Consider the following 18,277-nt stretch of genomic DNA (forward strand, 5'->3'; position numbering starts at 1 on the left):
GCCCCCGCAAAGGCGGGGGCGACGTTCTAACCGAACGGTTTGTCAATCGACGGCGGCGGTTCGCTGAACCATTTCGGCCCGCGGTCGGTCATGTAGAAACAATCTTCGAGCCGGATCCCGAACTCACCCGGAATATAGATGCCGGGTTCGTTCGAGAAGCACATCCCGGGCGCCAGTTTTGTCGTTTCGCCGCGGACCAGATTGACCGGCTCATGCCCGTCGAGCCCGATGCCGTGGCCGGTGCGGTGCGAGGTGCCGGGGAGCTTATAGTCCGGTCCCCACCCGAGCCCCGCATAATAGGCGCGCACCGCGTCGTCGACCTGGCCCGCCGGCGTCCCGAGTTTCGCCGCGGCAAAGGCGACATCCTGTCCCTTGCGCATCTGATCCCACACCTGCCGCTGCCGCGCGCTCGCTTTGCCGTAAACGAAGGTCCGCGAGATGTCGGATTGGTAGCCATGGACAGTCGCGCCGCAGTCCATCAGCACGACCTCGCCGTCCTTCACCGCCTGCGGCTTGCCGCTACCGTGCGGATAGGCGCTCGCCTCGCCGAGCAGGATCAGTTCGAACTCGCTGCGCCCGCCCAGCGCGGTGGTGGCGGCGGCCATGATCGCGCCGATCTGGTCGGGCGTCATCCCCGCCTCGATCCGCGGCGCGGTGTGGCGATAGGCGGCCAGCGTGATGTCGGACGCGATCTGCATCAGGGCGATTTCGGGGGGCGATTTGTGCATCCGGCACCCGCGCACGACCGGGGCGCCGTTGACGACGGTCGCCTGCGGCATCGCTTTTTCCAGCCCGTCGACCGCGAAATAGCGCACCGTTTCCTCGACGCCGATCTTGCCTTTCGTCAGTCCGCGCTTGCCCAGCCATGCCGCGACCGCGGCGAGCGGATTGTCATCCTCGTTCCACGTCAGCACGTCGGCGGCAACGGCCAGGCTTTCGCGCACCGATGGTTCTTCGAAAAAGGGCGTGACGACCGCCAGCTCGCCCTCGCGCGTCAGCACCGCAGCGGTCAGCCGCTCGCTGCGCGACCAGCGCACGCCGGTGAAATAGATCAGGCTCGACCCCGGCTCGATCAGCAGCGCGTCCATGTCGTTCGCGCGCAGCAAATGGGTCGCCTTGGCAAGCCGCGCCACCCGCTCCGCCTTGCCGATCGGAACCGCCTTGGCCGCCAGATTAGGCAGGCTTGCGGTATCGGCCGCCCATGCCGAGCGCGGCAGCGTTGCCGCCAGCCCGCCGAGCGCCGCGGTGCCGAGAAATTGCCGTCGCTGGATCAATGCCACTCTCCCCAAATCCTTCGCCCAACCTCTAATCCGTTCGTGCTGAGCTTGTCGAAGCACCGTTTTTCACTTCACCGTTGAAAGGAAAGGACGGTCCTTCGACAAGCTCAGGACGAACGGAGTTGTGGGGTGGTCGTCAATACATCAGCAAATCGGCAATCTCGTCCCGCCACGCCGCCTCGTCCGGCAAGGCCAGCGCGTCGAGGTCACCCGCCGCCGCCCCGGCATCGTCGACCCACAGCCGCAGGTCGGGACCGCCGTTGATCACGTCGATCGCGAGAACATCGTCGGTATATTCATATTTGAAATCTTTGCCGCGCCAGATCGGATAATCGGGGTAGAGCGAGCGGATCGCCTTGAACCCCAGCGCCTGCACGCGCCAAGGCTGGAACGCGGTATCGTCGTACCACGGCCCTTCGGCATGGATATGGACGCCGTTACATAGTTGCCCGACATGCTTGTGAAAGGTCGGCTGGAACCAGATGTCGCGCAGCTTGCATCCCGCCAGCCAGTGCGGCGCCACCCGGTGCATTTCGGCGATCACTGCCTTGGCGTCGATGTCGGGCGCGCCAAAAAGTTCGAGCGGGCGGGTCGTGCCGCGGCCTTCGCTCAGCGTCGCGCCCTCGACCATCACCGTCCCGGCATAGGCGCGTGCCATGTTGACGTTGGCGGCATTGGGGCTGGGGTTGATCCACACGCGACCCTCCGGCCAGCCATAGCCGGGGGCCGACGTGGGAGCCCACCCTTCCATTTCGATCACCCGATACTCGACGTCGAGACCGAAGTGGCGGATGAACCAATGCCCCATCTCGCCCATCGTGAGCCCGTGACGCATGACCATCGGCCCGGCGCCGACGAAACTCTCCCAGCCGGGGCGGAGCAAGGTGCCCTCGACCGGGCGCCCCGCCGGATTTGGACGATCGAGCACCCAAACCGCCTTGCCATGCTGCGCCGCAGCTTCGAGCATGTAGAGCAAGGTGGTGACATAGGTGTAGATGCGGCAGCCCAGATCTTGCAGGTCAATCAGGACGACGTCAAAGGTGTGCATCGACTGGCCGGTGGGACGGCGCACCTCGCCATAGAGGCTGAAGCACGGAACGCCGTGGACCGGGTCGGTGAAGTCGGGCGACTCCATCATGTTATCTTGCAGGTCGCCGCGCACCCCGTGCTGCGGCCCGAACACCGCGGTGACATTCACCCCCGCCGCGACGAGCGCGTCGAGGCTGTGGGTCATGTCGGCGGTGACCGATGCGGGATGCGCGAGCAGCGCGACGCGCTGCCCCTCTAGCGGCTTGCGCAGCGCGGGGTCGGCGAGCAGGCGATCGATACCATATGTCATCGTCATGCTGCGCCCGGTGCCGCAAGCGTCAGCGCAAAGCAATCGGGATGATGGAAATCGGGCTGGCCGGGCGGATGCGTGAGCGCCCAATAGCTTTTGGTGCCGTCCAGCTCCTCGATGACCGCGGATAGCGCGAGCTTCGATCCGGCATCGGGGAAAATTCCCGGTTCAACGCGCAGCGCATATTGATCTTCGCCGCGCTCGGCCATCATCTCCCAAGGCGCCAGTTCATCGGGGCGCAGCAGCGAGCGATAATCGTCGAACTGATAACAGGCCCAGCGGCCATCGGGGGCATAGTTGAACTCGGTATAGTCGGGCTGCCCCTCCTCGGTCAGGAATGCCTCGAAACAGGTGCTCTGCCACAACCCGTCGGTCGCGCTGTCGGCGATGACAAGCTGACCGTCGCCTGGCGGCAAAACGATGTCGCCCACCGCTCCCTCGACAATATAGCGCAGTGCAAAGCCGTCATCGAACGACAGCATCACCTCGACCGCAACCGACCGGACAGTTTTTGCCGGGGTGTTGGGGTGGCAGACCAGCGATTTGCGAATGCTATCCAAAACCCCAACCCCATGCTAAGCGCGCCCCGCTTGAAAAGAAGGCGCTATGACGAACCACAAATCCGACCTGCTGCGCGTCCTCGACGAACGAGGCTATATCCACCAGATGACCGACGCGGAAGGGCTCGATGCGCTGGCCGCCAAACAGGTCGTCCCCGGATATATCGGTTTCGACGCAACCGCGCCCAGCCTTCACGTCGGCAGCCTGGTCCAGATCATGATGCTGCGCCGCCTGCAACAGACGGGGCACAAGCCGATCGTGCTGATGGGCGGCGGGACGACGCGGATCGGCGACCCCACCGGGCGCGACGAGAGCCGCAAGATGCTGTCGGATCAGACGATCGCCGACAATATCGCGTCGATCTTCAGTATTTTTCAGCAGTATCTGACCTTCGGCGACGGCCCGACTGATGCGGTGATGGTCAACAATCACGATTGGCTGGGGCAGCTTGGTTACATCGAGCTGCTGCAAGAAGTCGGCACCCATTTCACGATCAACCGGATGATGACGTTCGATTCGGTGAAATTGCGGCTCGAACGCGAACAGCCGATGACCTTCCTCGAATTCAACTACATGATCCTGCAGGGCTATGATTTCCGCCATTTGTCGAAGGACATGGGGGTGCGGCTCCAAATGGGCGGGTCGGACCAGTGGGGCAATATCGTCAACGGGATGGAGCTTGGCCGCCGGATGGACGGCGCCGACCTGTACGGCCTGACGACTCCCCTGCTGACCACCGCGGCGGGCGCCAAAATGGGCAAAACCGCCGCCGGAGCGGTGTGGCTTAATCCCGCCCAACTGTCCCATTTTGAATACTGGCAGTTCTGGCGCAATTGCGACGACCGCGACGTCGGCAAATTCCTGAAGCTGTTCACCGACCTGCCGCTGGACGAGATCGCACGGCTGGAAGCGCTGGGCGGCGCGGAGATCAACGAGGCCAAGAAGGTGCTGGCGAACGAGGCCACCGCGCTGTGCCGCGGCGATGGGGCGGCGCGCACGGCTTCGGACACCGCCGCGCAAACCTTTGAAAAGGGACAGATTGGCGGCGATCTGCCGCAGGCGGTTGCGCCCGCCGAGGGGATGAGCGTCGTCGATGCGCTGCGCGAACTGGGCTTCGCCGCGTCCAACAAGGAGGCGCGGCGCAAGCTCGACGAGGGCGCGGTGAAGGTCGACGGCGTCATCATTCGCGACCCGCATCACCTGATTGTGCCCGGCGCCGACCCCGTGCCGCTAAGCCTCGGAGCGAAAAAACATGGCCTTGTGACGCGCTAAGGCGCAGAAACGCATTTACCCAATCTTCAGCAATCGAGTGGATCGTCATGCCCAAACCACAAAGGTCCACAAAAATGCGCAAGATCGACACCAGCAAGGCCCATTATGTCGGGCTCGACCAGCGGATTGCTCCGCGTAGCGACGTCTATGTCCGCCTGCCCTTCGTCATGCCCGACGGGCGGCAGGAAATGTGCACCTGCGTCAATATCAGTGCCGACGGCATGCTGATGCGTTTCGAGCGCGGGCTGGAGATTGGCGATCTGGTCGTGTTCCGCATGCCGATCATCGGCCGCACCGCCGCGAAGGTCGTGTGGTCGCTGGGCGGCAAGACCGGTGTCCAGTTCGACAAGTCGATCGCGGTCGAAGATTATCTGCCGATGATCCGCGCCATGGGCGCGCGAGCGGACATCAACTAACCGCTAACCCCTAAACTCCGTTCGCCCTGAGCTTGTCGAAGGGCTGTTCTTTCTTTCGGCGTCGGAAGAAGGAAGAACGGTGCTTCGACAAGCTCAGCACAAACGGAGATTGGTGGGGCGATCCGCGCTTAGCCACTCCTGAGCAGCGGCACCGCCGCGTCGCGTTCGAACAGATAGAGGCAGTGGCGCACTGCTTCGCCGCGCGCGCCGTCCATCCCGCCGTCGCGCTCGACGAACAGCTGCGCATCGTCGTGCGCCACGGGTAACAGGCGCACCAGCTGTTCGGGACTCGCCAGCCCGTAATCGGCATCCCCCGACTGCTTCAGACCGAGCAGTTCGCCGCCGCCGCGCAGCTCCAGATCCTTCTCGGCAATCACGAAGCCATCGTTGGTCTCGCGCATCAAGGCCAGCCGCTCGCGAGCAGTTTCGGAGAGGTTTTGCGAACGCAGCAGCAGGCACACCGATTTGGCGGCGCCGCGCCCGACCCGCCCGCGCAGCTGGTGCAGCTGCGCCAGCCCGAAACGGTCGGCATGTTCGACGATCATCAGGCTGGCGGCGGGGACATCGACCCCGACCTCAATCACCGTCGTCGCCACCAGCACGCCGATTTGGCCTGCCTGAAACCGCGCCATGACGTCATCCTTGTCCGGCCCCTTCATCCGCCCATGGACCAGCCCGACGCGATCGGCGCCGAGCCGCTCGCGCAGCAGCGCGGCGCGGTCTTCGGCGGCGGCGAGCTCGCTCATCTCGCTTTCGGCCACCAGCGGGCAGACCCAATAGGCCTGCGCCCCGGTCGCCAGATGCCGCTCCAGCCCGCCGATCACCTCGTCGAGCCGGTCGACCGACACGACGCGGGTGTCCACCGGGGTGCGCCCCGGCGGCATTTCGTCGATCCGCGACACATCCATCTCGCCGTGATTGGCGAGTTGCAGCGTGCGCGGGATCGGAGTCGCGGTCATCACCAGCAAATGCGGCGGGCGCGCCGCTTTCTGGGTGAGCATCAGCCGCTGCGCGACGCCGAACCGGTGCTGTTCGTCGACCACCACCAGCGTCAGATCGCGATACGCCACCGCGTCCTGAAAAATCGCATGGGTGCCGACGAGGATGTCGATACTGCCGTCGGCCAGCCCCATCAGCGTCGATTCGCGCACCCGGCCCTTATCGCGCCCGGTCAGGATCGCGATGTTCACCGGCAAGCCTGCGAGCATCGCTTGCAGGGTCGCGAAATGCTGGCGCGCCAAAATCTCGGTCGGCGCGAGCAGCGCCGCCTGCGTCCCCGCCTCGACCGCCGCCAGCATCGCGCGCAGCGCGACTAGCGTCTTGCCCGATCCGACGTCGCCTTGCAGCATCCGCAACATCGGCGTCTCGCGCCCCATGTCGGCGGCAATCTCGCGCCCCACCCGCTCCTGCGCGCCGGTCAGCCCGAAGGGTAGGCGCAGCGCGTCGATCAGTCGCCCGTCGCCGACCACCGGGCGTCCCTTGCGTTTGCGTAGCCCTTCGCGGATCAGCATTAGCGCGACCTGGCTGGCAAAAATCTCGTCATAGGCAAGCCGGTCGTGCGCCGCGGCGTCGTGCGGGCTGGCATGGGCGCGCGTCAACGCCTCGCGCCAGGCGGGCCAACTCCGTGTCGTCAACAGCGACCCGTCGATCCATTCGGCGAGTTCGGGCCGCCGTTCGAGAGCGATTTCGACCAGTTGCGACAGCCGCGCGTTGGTCAGGCCTTCAGTCAGCGGATAGACCGCCTCGCTCGTTGCAATCGCCTCGGCACTGTCGGGCTCGGCAACATGGTCGGGATGGACGATCTGGCGCATCTCGCCATAGGCATCGAGCCGTCCCGACACCTGTCGCGCCTCGCCCAGCGGAAACAGCTTTTTCGCGAGCCCCGCGGTGCGCCCGAAATAGACGAGCCGGACATGGTCGCCCGCAGTGTCGAACGCCTCGACCCCGAAAGGCGCGCGGGGGCTGCGACCTGAACGATACTCCTGTGCGGTCAGCGTCACGATGATCTGCTGTCCCACCTGCGCCTGATCGAGCCGGTCGATCGGATAGCGCTGCACCAGTCCGGTCGGCAGGTGAAACAGCACATCGACGACGCGCTCCAGCCCCAGCCGCGCCAGCGGCTTGGCCAGCTGCGGCCCGACACCTTTCAGGTCGGTGAGCGCGGCAAAGAGCGGATTGAGGATTTCGGGTCGCATAGCTAGGGCGGGTCTAACGCCGACCGCGCAAAGTTGCACCCCCTCTCCCCTTGCGGGAGAGGGCAGCGAGACTTACGAGCTTGCTCGTTAGTCGCAGCGGGTGAGGGGTTGCGCTTGCAAAGCAAGCGCGCGCTCGCCATGCGAGCGCTCACCCTCATCCAACTTCGCCTAGCCGCAAAGCGGCAAGGCTCCGTATCCTTCTCCCGTCAAGGGAGAAGGGAAAGAGAAACAGATGACCGACCGCCTCAAACGCCTGAAGTTCCGCGCCTGGCACCGCGGCACACGCGAGGCCGACTATATGATCGGCGGCTTTTTCGACCGCTATGCCGCGACATGGAGCGAGGACGACATCGCCTGGTATGAAATCGTCGTCGAGGAAGACGACGTCGACATCATGGCGTGGGCGCTCGGCACCGGCCAGCCGCCCGCGCATCTGAACCGCCCAGCGATGATCGCCGAAATGCGCCGGCTGGACTATATCCCGCTGCCATGACGATGCCCGCCGCTGATATTTTCGCCGCCATCGCGTCGGCAACCGCGCCGCTGACGCTGGCGCGCGCCGCCGACGGCTTCCTGCCGCTGCTGCTCGCCGATCTGGCGCGCGCCAGCGACAAGCGGCTCGTTTATGTCGCCACCGACGATGCCGCGATGCAGGCGATTGCCGACGCCGCGCCCTTTTTTGCCCCCGACCTCATCGTCCACCGCTTCCCGGCGTGGGACTGCCTGCCCTATGACCGCGCGGGGCCGTCGATGCGGGTCAGCGCCGATCGGCTGGCGACGCTTTCGGCGCTGCAACAGCCCGCGAAACGCGGCGAGCTGCTCCTGACCACCGTCGCCGCGATCACGCAGCGCACGCTCACCCCGTTCCGCATCCGCCAGCTCGCGACGACGCTCGCCGCCGGGCAGCGGATCGACCGAGACGCGCTCGCCGAACTGCTTGTCGCGAACGGCTTCAGCCGCGTCGACACCGTCGCCGATCAGGGCGAATTTGCAGTGCGCGGCGGCATCCTCGACCTGTTTCCGGCCGGGGAAGAAAACGGGCTGCGCGTCGACTTCTTTGGCGACGAAATCGAGAGCATCCGCCGCTTCGACCCCGCCGACCAGCGCAGCCTTGGTCCCGCCAAGGCGCTGCAACTGCTCCCGGCGAGCGAGACGCTACTCGACGAGGCGACGATCAAGCGCTTTCGTTCGGCCTATCGCGAGATGTTCGGCGCGCAGGCCACCGGCGACCCGCTGTATCAGGCGGTCAGCGAAGGACGGCGCCAGGCGGGCATGGACCATTGGCTGCCTTTGTTCGAAGAACGGCTGGCGACGCTGTTCGACCATATCGACCCCGCCGCCCCGGTGCTGCGCGGCCACCGCAGCGAAGCCACCGCCGAGACGCGCTTCGCGGCAATCGCCGATTATCATGCGAACCGCGTCGCCGCCGAAAAGGAATCGACCGGCAGCTATCGCCCGCTCGCACCCGAGACGCTGTATCTGACAGAGACCGAGTGGGCGAGCGCAACGACAAGTCGCCCGATCCATATCATCACCCCGTTCGACGTCGCGCCGTCGCCGACCGTCATCGATCTCGAAACCTTTGCTTCGCGCGATTTCACCCCCGAACGTGCTGCCGATCTCAACATTTATGACAAGGTCGCCGATCATCTGAGCGACGAACGTCGCAAGGGACGGCGCACGATCATCGCCAGCTATTCGGTCGGCGCGCGCGATCGTCTGTCGGGGTTGCTGCGCGAGCATGGGGTGACGGGACTGGTACAGGCCGAGACCTGGCAGGAGGCATTGGGCGCTTCTTCTCCCCTCGCGCTTGCGGGAGGGGTCGGGGGTGGGCCGAATTCTGCACCGGCATCCGATGCCTCGCCCACCCCTAACCCCTCCCGCAAGCGCGAGGGGGACCAAGTCGCCCTTATCGTCCTCCCGCTCGACCACGGTTTCGCCTCCGACGCGATCAGCCTGCTCACCGAACAGGACATCCTTGGCGAGCGGCTCGTCCGCCGCCAGAAGCGCCGCAAGAGCGCCGATGCCTTCCTGGCCGAACTCGCGACGCTCAGCGTCGGCGACATGGTCGTCCATCTCGACCACGGCATCGGGCGGTACGAGGGGCTGACCTCGATCCCGGTGGGCAACAGCCCGCACGACTGCGTCGCGCTCACTTACGCGGGCGGCGACAAACTGTACGTTCCGGTCGAAAATCTCGACGTGCTGTCGCGCTATGGCGGCGAGAGCGACGGCGTTGCGCTCGATCGGCTCGGCGGCGAGGCGTGGCAGCGGCGCAAGGCGCGGATGAAGGAACGGATCCGCGAGATCGCGGGCGAACTGCTCGCGACCGCGGCGCAGCGCGCGCTGCGTTCGGGCGAATTGCTGGCGCAAGATGCCGCCTATCCCGCCTTTGCCGATCGCTTCCCCTATCAGGAAACCGACGATCAGGACCGCGCAATCGGCGATGTGCTCGCCGACATGGCGTCGGGCAAACCGATGGACCGACTGGTGTGCGGCGACGTCGGGTTCGGCAAGACCGAGGTAGCGCTGCGCGCCGCGTTCGTCGCCGCGATGGCGGGGGTGCAGGTCGCACTTGTCTGTCCGACCACTTTGCTCGCGCGCCAGCATTTCACCAATTTTGTCGAGCGTTTCAAAGGCTTCCCGGTCAACATCGGCCGCCTGTCGCGGCTGGTCCCCGCGGGTGAAGCGCAAAAGACCCGCGACGGACTGGCCAGCGGTCAGATCGACATCGTCGTCGGCACCCATGCGGTGATCGCCAAGGCGGTCGAATTCAAGAACCTCGGCCTCGTCATCGTCGACGAGGAACAGCGCTTCGGGGTCGTCCACAAGGAGCGGTTGAAGCAGCTCAAGGCCGACGTCCATGTGCTTACGCTGACCGCGACGCCGATCCCGCGCACGCTGCAAATGGCGATGTCGGGGCTGCGAGAGCTCAGCGTGATCCAGACGCCGCCGGTCGACCGCCTCGCGGTGCGCACCTATGTGGCGCCGTGGGATGCGGTTGTCCTGCGTGAAGCGTTGCTGCGCGAACATGACCGCGGCGGGCAGAGCTTTTTCGTCGTGCCGCGGATCAAGGATCTGCCCGACATCGAGGAATTTTTGCGCACCCGGGTGCCCGAAGTCAAATATGTCGTCGCGCACGGCCAGATGACCCCGACCGAAGTCGAGGACCGGATGAGCGCCTTTTACGATCGCAAATATGATGTGCTGCTGTCGACGACGATCGTCGAATCGGGGCTGGATATTCCGAGCGCCAACACGTTGATCATCCACCGCGCCGACCGCTTCGGCCTTGCCCAGCTGTACCAGCTGCGCGGCCGCGTCGGGCGGGCGAAAACGCGCGCCTATGCCTATCTCACCACCCCCGAACATGGCGCGATCACCGACACCGCCGAAAAGCGGCTCAAGCTGCTCGGCGATCTCGACACGCTGGGCGCCGGGTTCCAGCTCGCCAGCCACGACCTCGACATTCGCGGCGCGGGCAACCTCGTCGGCGACGAGCAGTCGGGCCATATCCGCGAGGTCGGGTTCGAACTCTATCAGTCGATGCTGGAAGAGGCGATCCTGATGGCGAAGGCCGAAGGCGCGGGCAAATTGCCGCCGCGCGAAGCCCTGTCGCCGACGATCACCGTCGACGCGCCGATTTTGATCCCGGAGGACTATGTCCCCGACTTGCCGCTGCGCATGGCGCTCTATCGCCGCCTCAACGATGCCGGAGATCGCGCGGCGCTCGATGCCTTTGCCGCCGAGATGATCGACCGCTTCGGACCCTTGCCGCCCGAGACCGCGAACCTCGTCCAGCTGATGGAGATCAAGGCCAATGCCAAGCTGGCAGGCATCGCCAAGCTCGACGTCGGGACCAAGGGCGCGCTGGTCAGCTTCCACAGCGACCAGTTCGCTAACGTCCCCGGCCTGATCGCCTATGTCGAGCGGCTGAAAGGCCGCGCCCGCATCCGTCCCGACAACAAGCTGTCGGTCAGCGGCGACTGGGTGAGCACCGGCGCGCGGTTGAACGGCGCGCTGCAATTGTCGAAGGGGCTGGGAAAGCTGGCGCGGCAGGTGGGTTAAAGCAGACAACTAAACCCGTTCGCCCCGAGCTTGTCGAAGGGCTGCTCTTTCTTTGCAACGTCGAAAGGAAGAACGGTGCTTCGACAAGCTCAGCACAAACGGATTTGGTTCAACCGACCTCCATCAACCCCAGCAACTGCTCCGCCGGCACCGGCCCCGACTTCAAAAACCCCTGCCACGTCGCGACCCCCAGTTCGGACAATCGCGCTAGCTGGCGTTCATTCTCGATGCCCTCGGCCACCACCAGCAGCCCCAGCGCGCGCGCCAGGTCGACGATCGCACGCACCACGATGCGGTCGCGGTCGCTGCCGTCGATGGTGCGGGTGAAACCGCTGTCGATCTTGAGATAATCGATCGGCAGCCGCGCCAGCAGCGACAGGCTGGAATAGCCGGTGCCGAAATCGTCGATCGCGATCGCGCAGCCGAGCGCGCGGATTTGCGCAAGCTGTTCGGCGGCGCTCGCCGGGTCGCTCAGCATCGCCTGTTCGGTGAGTTCCAGCGTCAGCCGGTCGGGATCGACCTTGGCCGCTTTCGCCATCGCGGCAAACCGGCCCGCAAATTCGGGATCGCCCAGGTCGGCCGCGGTGATGTTGAGCGACACGCGCAGTTTCGCCAGCGACCGCGGCCAGCTTGCCATTTCGGCAAGCGCGACGCGGTGGGCATGTTCGGTCAGCTCGCATTCGAGCCGCGCGGCGCGCGCCGCGGTGACCAGCGGCCCGGCGCCGAGCAGGCCCAATTCGGGGTGCTGCCAGCGCAGCAACGCCTCGACCCCGATCATTTCGCCGGTGCCGACGTCATATTGCGGCTGGTAATGAATCACGACCTCGTTGCCCGACAAGGCGGCATGGACCATCACCCCGTCGCGCGCCGACGCGGGTCGGGCCAGTTGGTCACCCGCGTTGCGAAGCTGGGCGGCAACCGATTCGTCACGCGTAATCAGCGCCGCGGCAATGCGGATCGCCAGTCGGCCGTTGGGATCGCCGACAATCGGTTCGGCCAGCGCGACGTGCAGCGCGCGTTCCTGCGCCCGCAGCGCACCCAGCGACAGCGGCGTCGAGGGCACGATCAGAAATCGCGGTCCGTCGAGCCGGTCGACGCACGATCCCTGGCCGAATTCGTCGCTGGCGAAATTTTCCAGCCGCCGCCCGATTTCGTCCAGCACGGCGTCGCCGGTTGCGGTGCCGGCGCTGTTGTTGATCCGCGCCATCTGGTCGACCTGGACCAGAATGACGCCGGCGTCGGCGTCGTGGCGCGCGTGCAAGCCTTCAAGTTTTCGGACGCAGGCGGAAAGAGATTCGGAAAGGCGATTCATGGCGTCCCTCTAGCAGGCTTTGCTTGCCAAGTTCCTGCCTTTTGCATCACAAGGGACGCGTGGCTGCCACATTTTCCCAATCCGCCGCGCCCGCGGCACCACTGATCGACGGACATGGCCGCCGGATCAGTTACTTGCGCCTTTCGGTCACCGACCGCTGCGATCTGCGCTGCCGCTATTGCATGGCCGAAGACATGATTTTTCTGCCCAAGTCGGCGGTGCTCAGCATCGAAGAGATGGGTGAGCTGGCCGAACGCTTCGTTGCGCGCGGCATCCGCCGCATCCGCCTGACCGGCGGCGAGCCGCTGGTGCGGCGCGGTATCGACACGCTGGCGATGCGGCTGGGGACGATGATCGGCAACGGCCTCGAAGAGCTGACCCTGACCACCAACGCGATGCGGCTGGCCGAATATGCGCCGATACTGGCGGCGGCGGGCGTCCGGCGCATCAACGTCAGCCTCGATACGCTCGATGCCGCGGCGTTTCGCCACATCACCCGCGTCGGCGATGTCGCGATCGCGCTCGGCGGGATCGCCGCCGCCCGCGCCGCCGGGCTGGCGGTGAAGATCAACATGGTCGCGCTCGCTGGGCTCAACGAAGACCAGTTGCTGCCGATGCTCGATTATTGCGCGGCGACCGGCTGCGACCTCACCCTCATTGAAACCATGCCGCTAGGCGAGGTCGAGGCCGACCGGAGCGACCATTATATCCCGCTCCACCATTTCATCGCGCCGCTGCGCGAGACGCACGCGCTGTACCCCGTCGATAAACGCACCGGCGGCCCGGCGCGCTATTTCGCGGTCGAGGACAGCCCGGTCACACTGGGCCTGATCACCCCGCTGTCGGACAATTTCTGCGCGACGTGCAATCGCATCCGGCTGACCGTCGAGGGCCGCGTCTATATGTGCCTTGGTCAGGACGATCACGTCGACCTGCGCGCGGCGCTGCGCGAAGCCGGCGATGTCGATGGGTTGATTGATCTGGCATTGGCTGGCAAACCCCGCGCGCATGACTTTCATATCGAACGAAAGTCCACACCGGCGGTCGCGCGTCATATGAGTGCAACGGGCGGCTGACACGCTGCCCTTTGAGGGGTTCTTATGCATCGCAAAATCGCGCTGGTGGCGTCGAACGCGCCCGCCGCCATGGAGGCCGAGGCCGAACTGCGCCCGCTCTATGATTTCGTCGATCTGAACGAAGCCGATTTGCTGATCGCGCTCGGCGGCGACGGGTTTCTGCTGCACATGCTGCACCAGTTGCTCGACCAGCGGCGCAGTATGCCGGTTTTCGGGATGAATCGCGGCACCATCGGCTTTCTGATGAACGAATTTCGCATCGAAGGGTTGATCGATCGGCTCGCGGCGGCGCGGCCCTTTTTGATCCATCCTTTGAGCGGCGACATCACGACGATCAGCGGTGAGCGCCATATCCTGCCCGCGATCAACGAAATCTCGCTGCTCCGCGAGACACGCCAGGCGGCCAAGCTGGAAGTGATCATCAACGAAAAGACGATGCTGGAGGAACTCGCCTGCGACGGCGTGCTGGTGTCGACCCCCGCCGGATCGACCGCCTATAACCTCAGCGCCAATGGCCCGATCCTGCCGCTCGAATCGGAAATGCTGGCGTTGACCCCGATCAGCCCGTTCCGCCCGCGGCGCTGGCGCGGCGCGCTGGTCCCCGAATCGACCAGCATCCGCTTCAACGTGCGCGAGGCCGCGAAGCGCCCGGTCAGCGCGGTCGCCGACCAGCGCGAAATCCGCGATGTAAAGACCGTGCTGGTCACCACCGACCGCAGCCGACCGCTGACTTTGCTGTTCGATCCCGACCAAGGGCTGGACGAACGCATCGCGATGGAACAATTTATCGTCTGACCAGACGAATTCGCGCCAAAATCCGCTTGATAAAGTTGGCGGCGCGCGGCAAAGGGGCCGCCTTGCCCGCGTCAGCGGGGTGTTCCTCGGTAGCTCAGCGGTAGAGCAATCGACTGTTAATCGATCGGTCGTAGGTTCGAATCCTACCCGGGGAGCCATTCTTTTCCACATATGCACGCGATGCCACGGCGCGACTTTCGGCGGCATTTTTGGCGATCGCCGACAGCCCCGGCTGATCGGTTCGCGCCCATTGCGGCTGCCGACATCGGTTGCGCCGGCCGCGCCCGCTTTGCGGCCCGCTGACGCGGTTCAGGTCGGATCGAGAAAGCCGTTGAGCCCGTAACGCTGGTGCGGGCCGACGATATATTGTTCGAGCACGCCGACCCCACCTGGTCGCCGCAGGTTGCGCGAACGACTTGCTGGACGTGCATATATTGCGGCGCGTTGACGTCGATCTTGTTGATGTCCCAGCTTTCCAGCGTGTGGGCCTCCTCACACTTGTAAAAGCCATGCCCCCACTCGGGGTGGTTATATCCCGTTCCATACATGTGATAGCGCAGCAGGGGTTCGAGAACGAAGGTCTCCTTGCGGCCGTCCCTGTACACGGTGTCGATTTCGGCGCGGCTGATCAGGCGGCTGCCCCTGGCAAATTCCAGTCGGTGGTCGGCGCACAGCGCCGCCTCGACATCGCCCTCGTCGAGCACATCGAAATCGCTCTTGATCGGCCAGGTTCTGAAAACCTGCGCGAACTCCTTGCACCGCTTGCTGTCGACATATTCGTGCTGCCCCCAGTGGGTGCAGCGATCTTGCCAGTGGATCGGCGCCCACAGCCAGAAAAATTGTTCAGGAATGTCGCGCGAAATGCCTTTTTCGGTCTCGCCGGTCCAGCGCCAGCCCCAGCTGCGATCCTTGGTGCCGAACGTGGTTGCAGGGTTGATCTCCTGCCGCTTGCCATCGACTTCGATCCACCCTTCCCAGCGACCGAACTGGCTGAAACGCTTCATCTGGGCAACGGTGCGGACGCCTTGTTTCATGTAGTCGGCGGGTTCCTCGTGCGCCACGGTGTTGGCGTGAAAGGTCAGGTCACAGGCAAAACCCGTGTTGTTCTTTTCCACCGTGACGCGCACGATCCGCATCGGCTCGACGATCTCGTGCCGCATGGGGCCGGCATACAGGTCGGTGCGGTCGCCGCGCAGGCGGCGCGAGGCGCGAAAGCTGTGCTGGGTGCCGTCCTTGCGGACGACCGATACCGCACCGTCCATCACCTCGCGGTTGGGATAGGCGGCAAAGGCGATGCCAATGTAGAATTCACCGTCGAAATCATAGCCGTTGTACCAATAGCGGGCGTACATGTTGCGCTCGCTCGACGCCATGTAGGACAGGGGTTCCGCGGTCTGATGGACCGGATAATCATCGAACGGGATCAGCATCTTCGTCTCCAGCAACAATGCAAGGCACGCGTCGGCACTGGGCGACCGTCCACCGCATGCCATGCTAACCGCTGAATGGCGGGGGCATAGTGACGGAAACCCGTAACGCTTGCCCCGGATTTGGCCCTATGCGCGCAACCACTCAGCGCGCCGCCAGCTTGTCATAGACAAGACGGAATCCGACATTGCTGGCGCCAAGGCCGGGGTCGCGACCCTGACGCGAGGCGGGGCGGTAGCGCTGGCAATAATTGGGGGCGCATAAATAGCTGCCGCCCTTGACCGTTCGCGACGGCATGCCGGGGTTGAACGGGTCATAGGCGTTGTTCTGGTTCGGCCCCCTGGGGTTGTCCCGGTCGGCGGGATCGTGCCCCGGTCGAAAATAATCGGCGGTCACTTCCCACAAATTGCCGACCATGTCGTACAAACCGTTGGCGTTGGGCTGGTAACAGCCGACCGGCGACACGCCCTTGAACCCGTCGGTCCCGGCGTTGTAGTTCGGAAAGGCGCCTTGCCAGCTGTTCGCCTCGGCCGGCTGGACATTTTTCGACGGTTGCCCGGCGCTTGCGGCATATTCCCACTCGGCCTCGGTCGGCAGGCGCCCGCCGGCCCATGTGGCATAGGCGATCATATCGTCCCAGGCGAGGTGAACGACCGGCTCGTTCGCGACCGGATCGGCGCCGGTCGGACCATAGGGTTTTCGCCAATTGGCGCCGGGGACATAGGTCCACCAATCCGAATAGTTGTTCGACGGAAAATCGGGCGGCGTGAATACCGCCGATCCCGGCTTCAGCATGTCCGGCGCGATCTGATCGACCGGCACCTGAAACTGTTTGGGGTCGACCGGCTTTTCAGCGACCGTGACATGGTTTGTCGCGTTCACAAATTTCGCGAACTGGCGGTTGGTCACCTCGTGCGGATCGATCCAAAAGCCCGCAACGGTGGTTTCGCGCACCGGCCCCTCTTCGGCATAGACGTCGTCCTCGCCCATCTGGAACGTGCCACCGGTGAGTTTTATCGGCGCGTCGGCGATCGGGGGGCAAATCCGGGGCGATGCCGCCGAGACCTGTTTGGCCGACGGCGCCGCGCCGTCACGGCAGGCGGCGATCGTGATCGCCACCGAGGCACTGGCGGTCAAAACCAAAAGCGCCCGCCGCATCACCCTCTCTCGCCGACCATTCGGCGTCCAACGCCGATGCGGCGCTCTGCACAAGATGATGGCGCTCTGGGCATACGGCCTCCCCAATTCCCTGGCGGTTCCATAACCCGATTGGGCGCCGCGATGGAAGATGTCCGGTGACGCCGATTCAGCTTGGCGTGCCGCGCTTTGCCGTCCTAAGGCTCGACGGACGATCAGGGAGAGCAAGTGCCGATGTCCGACGTCCAGCCGCAAAGCTATCCCGAGATCCGCGACGCGGTGCGCCGCCTGTGTGCGGGATTTCCGGGCGAATATTGGCAGCGGCTCGACCGCGACCGCATCTATCCGACCGAATTTGTCCGCACCCTGACCGAAGCGGGGTTTCTGTCGGTGCTGATCCCCGAAGAGTTTGGCGGGTCGGGGCTGGGACTGGGCGCGGCAACCGCGGTGCTGGAGGAAATCCATCGTTCGGGCTGCAACGGCGGCGCCTGTCATGCCCAGATGTACACGATGGGGACACTGTTGAAACATGGGTCGTCGGCGCAGAAGGCGACGTATCTGCCCGCGATCGCTAGCGGTAACCTACGGTTGCAGGCGTTTGGGGTGACCGAACCCACCGCAGGGACCGACACCACCCGCATCCGCACCTTCGCCAAACGGGTCGGCGACGATTATGTCGTCAACGGCCAGAAAATCTGGATCAGCCGTGCCGAACATTCGGACCTGATGATTCTGCTATGCCGCACCACGCCGCGCGAAGACTGCGCCAAAGCGTCCGACGGGATGAGCGTGCTGCTGGTCGACATGCGCGACGCGGTGGGCAACGGACTGACCGTCCGCCCCGTCCGCACCATGCTGAACCATGCGACGACCGAGCTGTTCTTCGACGACCTGAAAGTCCCCGCCGCCAATCTGATCGGCGAGGAGGGCAAGGGCTTTCGCTATATCCTGTCGGGGATGAACGCCGAACGCATCCTGATCGCGTCGGAATGCATCGGCGACGGCCGCTTCTTCATCGACCGGGCCACCGCCTATGCGAAGGAACGCGAAGTGTTCGGGCGGCCGATCGGCGAAAATCAGGGCGTCCAGTTTCCGATCGCGCGCGCCCATGTCCAGCTCGCCGCGGCCGCCGAGATGGTCGACAAGGCGGCGCGGCTGTTCGACGCCGGACAGGATGGCGGGACCGAGGCGAACATGGCCAAGATGCTGGCGTCCGAGGCCAGCTGGTATGCCGCCGATATGTGCGTGCAAACGCATGGCGGTTTTGGTTTTGCCGAGGAATATGACATCGAACGCAAGTTCCGCGAGACGCGGCTCTATCAGGTCGCGCCGATCAGCACCAATTTGATCCTGAGCCATGTCGCGACCCACGCGCTTGGCCTGCCCAAAAGTTTCTGAGGC

14 protein-coding genes and 1 tRNA gene are annotated in these 18,277 nt (G+C 64.9%); 8 read left to right on the top strand and 7 right to left on the bottom strand.

The window, feature by feature from the left end; translation table 11 throughout:
* Positions 1–26: 26 nt before the first annotated feature.
* The 3 genes from J2X44_RS14235 to J2X44_RS14245 all read right to left on the bottom strand — a co-directional run bounded on the left by J2X44_RS14235 (position 27) and on the right by J2X44_RS14245 (position 3,176).
* Entirely contained in the window at positions 27–1,271 is a 1,245-nt protein-coding gene (locus J2X44_RS14235) for a Xaa-Pro peptidase family protein (RefSeq protein ID WP_310087066.1), read from the bottom strand.
* A 142-nt stretch (positions 1,272–1,413) separates the two neighbouring features.
* Positions 1,414–2,616 carry a DUF1343 domain-containing protein gene (locus tag J2X44_RS14240; RefSeq protein ID WP_310087068.1) on the bottom strand — a complete coding sequence of 401 codons (1,203 nt, stop codon included), beginning with the start codon at positions 2,614–2,616 and terminating at the stop codon, positions 1,414–1,416.
* Positions 2,617–2,618: 2 nt separating this feature from the next.
* Positions 2,619–3,176, bottom strand: a complete 558-nt coding sequence (locus J2X44_RS14245) for a DOMON-like domain-containing protein (RefSeq protein ID WP_310085349.1) — start codon at positions 3,174–3,176, stop codon at positions 2,619–2,621.
* Positions 3,177–3,222: 46 nt separating this feature from the next.
* On the opposite strand from J2X44_RS14245, the gene tyrS reads away from it, so the two are divergent.
* Together tyrS and J2X44_RS14255 are read left to right on the top strand one after the other, a co-directional pair.
* The gene (tyrS, locus tag J2X44_RS14250) at positions 3,223–4,449 is read left to right on the top strand and encodes a tyrosine--tRNA ligase (protein WP_310085352.1); all 1,227 of its coding nucleotides are present in this window, start codon (positions 3,223–3,225) and stop codon (positions 4,447–4,449) included.
* Positions 4,450–4,523: 74 nt separating this feature from the next.
* Positions 4,524–4,865, top strand: coding sequence for a PilZ domain-containing protein (locus tag J2X44_RS14255; protein ID WP_310085354.1), 342 nt, complete (start codon positions 4,524–4,526; stop codon positions 4,863–4,865).
* A 128-nt stretch (positions 4,866–4,993) separates the two neighbouring features.
* On the opposite strand, the gene recG is transcribed toward J2X44_RS14255, so the two are convergent.
* Positions 4,994–7,060: an ATP-dependent DNA helicase RecG gene (gene recG / locus J2X44_RS14260; protein WP_310085357.1), complete on the bottom strand. Its 2,067-nt coding sequence runs from the start codon at positions 7,058–7,060 to the stop codon at positions 4,994–4,996.
* 232 nt (positions 7,061–7,292) lie between these two features.
* Here recG and J2X44_RS14265 point away from each other — a divergent pair, with 232 nt between their 5' ends.
* A complete protein-coding gene (locus J2X44_RS14265) occupies positions 7,293–7,553 on the top strand; it encodes a succinate dehydrogenase assembly factor 2 (protein ID WP_310085359.1) in 261 nt (86 codons plus the stop codon).
* Positions 7,550–11,128, top strand: coding sequence for a transcription-repair coupling factor (gene mfd, locus J2X44_RS14270; protein WP_310085362.1), 3,579 nt, complete (start codon positions 7,550–7,552; stop codon positions 11,126–11,128). Before J2X44_RS14265 ends, mfd begins: the two co-directional genes overlap by 4 nt.
* Positions 11,129–11,237: 109 nt before the next feature.
* On the opposite strand, the gene J2X44_RS14275 is transcribed toward mfd, so the two are convergent.
* On the bottom strand, positions 11,238–12,389 hold the full coding sequence (locus tag J2X44_RS14275; protein WP_310085364.1) for a GGDEF domain-containing phosphodiesterase: 1,152 nt from the start codon (positions 12,387–12,389) through the stop codon (positions 11,238–11,240).
* A 110-nt stretch (positions 12,390–12,499) separates the two neighbouring features.
* On the opposite strand from J2X44_RS14275, the gene moaA reads away from it, so the two are divergent.
* The 3 genes from moaA to J2X44_RS14290 all read left to right on the top strand — a co-directional run bounded on the left by moaA (position 12,500) and on the right by J2X44_RS14290 (position 14,469).
* Positions 12,500–13,516, top strand: coding sequence for a GTP 3',8-cyclase MoaA (moaA, locus tag J2X44_RS14280; protein WP_310085365.1), 1,017 nt, complete (start codon positions 12,500–12,502; stop codon positions 13,514–13,516).
* A gap of 24 nt (positions 13,517–13,540) precedes the next feature.
* The gene (locus J2X44_RS14285; protein ID WP_310085367.1) at positions 13,541–14,311 is read left to right on the top strand and encodes an NAD kinase; all 771 of its coding nucleotides are present in this window, start codon (positions 13,541–13,543) and stop codon (positions 14,309–14,311) included.
* An 83-nt stretch (positions 14,312–14,394) separates the two neighbouring features.
* Positions 14,395–14,469 (top strand) — tRNA-Asn (locus tag J2X44_RS14290).
* On the opposite strand, the gene J2X44_RS14295 is transcribed toward J2X44_RS14290, so the two are convergent.
* Positions 14,455–15,741 (bottom strand): hypothetical protein, encoded by a 1,287-nt coding sequence (locus J2X44_RS14295; RefSeq protein WP_310085369.1) that lies wholly within the window; start codon positions 15,739–15,741, stop codon positions 14,455–14,457. The two genes, J2X44_RS14290 and J2X44_RS14295, sit on opposite strands and share 15 nt — an antisense overlap.
* Before the next feature lie 142 nt (positions 15,742–15,883).
* On the bottom strand, positions 15,884–16,897 hold the full coding sequence (locus tag J2X44_RS14300) for a formylglycine-generating enzyme family protein (RefSeq protein ID WP_310085370.1): 1,014 nt from the start codon (positions 16,895–16,897) through the stop codon (positions 15,884–15,886).
* A gap of 213 nt (positions 16,898–17,110) precedes the next feature.
* Between J2X44_RS14300 and J2X44_RS14305 the strand changes: the two genes are divergently transcribed.
* Positions 17,111–18,274 carry an acyl-CoA dehydrogenase family protein gene (locus tag J2X44_RS14305; RefSeq protein WP_310087070.1) on the top strand — a complete coding sequence of 388 codons (1,164 nt, stop codon included), beginning with the start codon at positions 17,111–17,113 and terminating at the stop codon, positions 18,272–18,274.
* Positions 18,275–18,277: the final 3 nt, after the last annotated feature.

Origin of the sequence: Sphingopyxis sp. BE259 (genome assembly GCF_031457495.1) — a bacterium.
GTDB lineage: Bacteria > Pseudomonadota > Alphaproteobacteria > Sphingomonadales > Sphingomonadaceae > Sphingopyxis.

Coding starts and splice junctions, on each gene's coding strand:
- J2X44_RS14255 (WP_310085354.1), top strand. CDS start 4,524: ATGCGCAAGATCGACACCAGCAAGGCCCATTATGTCGGGCTCGACCAG.
- J2X44_RS14295 (WP_310085369.1), bottom strand. CDS start 15,741: ATGCTGATCCCGTTCGATGATTATCCGGTCCATCAGACCGCGGAACCC.
- J2X44_RS14285 (WP_310085367.1), top strand. CDS start 13,541: ATGCATCGCAAAATCGCGCTGGTGGCGTCGAACGCGCCCGCCGCCATG.
- mfd (WP_310085362.1), top strand. CDS start 7,550: ATGACGATGCCCGCCGCTGATATTTTCGCCGCCATCGCGTCGGCAACC.
- J2X44_RS14265 (WP_310085359.1), top strand. CDS start 7,293: ATGACCGACCGCCTCAAACGCCTGAAGTTCCGCGCCTGGCACCGCGGC.
- J2X44_RS14240 (WP_310087068.1), bottom strand. CDS start 2,616: ATGACATATGGTATCGATCGCCTGCTCGCCGACCCCGCGCTGCGCAAG.
- J2X44_RS14300 (WP_310085370.1), bottom strand. CDS start 16,897: ATGCGGCGGGCGCTTTTGGTTTTGACCGCCAGTGCCTCGGTGGCGATC.
- recG (WP_310085357.1), bottom strand. CDS start 7,060: ATGCGACCCGAAATCCTCAATCCGCTCTTTGCCGCGCTCACCGACCTG.
- tyrS (WP_310085352.1), top strand. CDS start 3,223: ATGACGAACCACAAATCCGACCTGCTGCGCGTCCTCGACGAACGAGGC.
- J2X44_RS14305 (WP_310087070.1), top strand. CDS start 17,111: ATGTCCGACGTCCAGCCGCAAAGCTATCCCGAGATCCGCGACGCGGTG.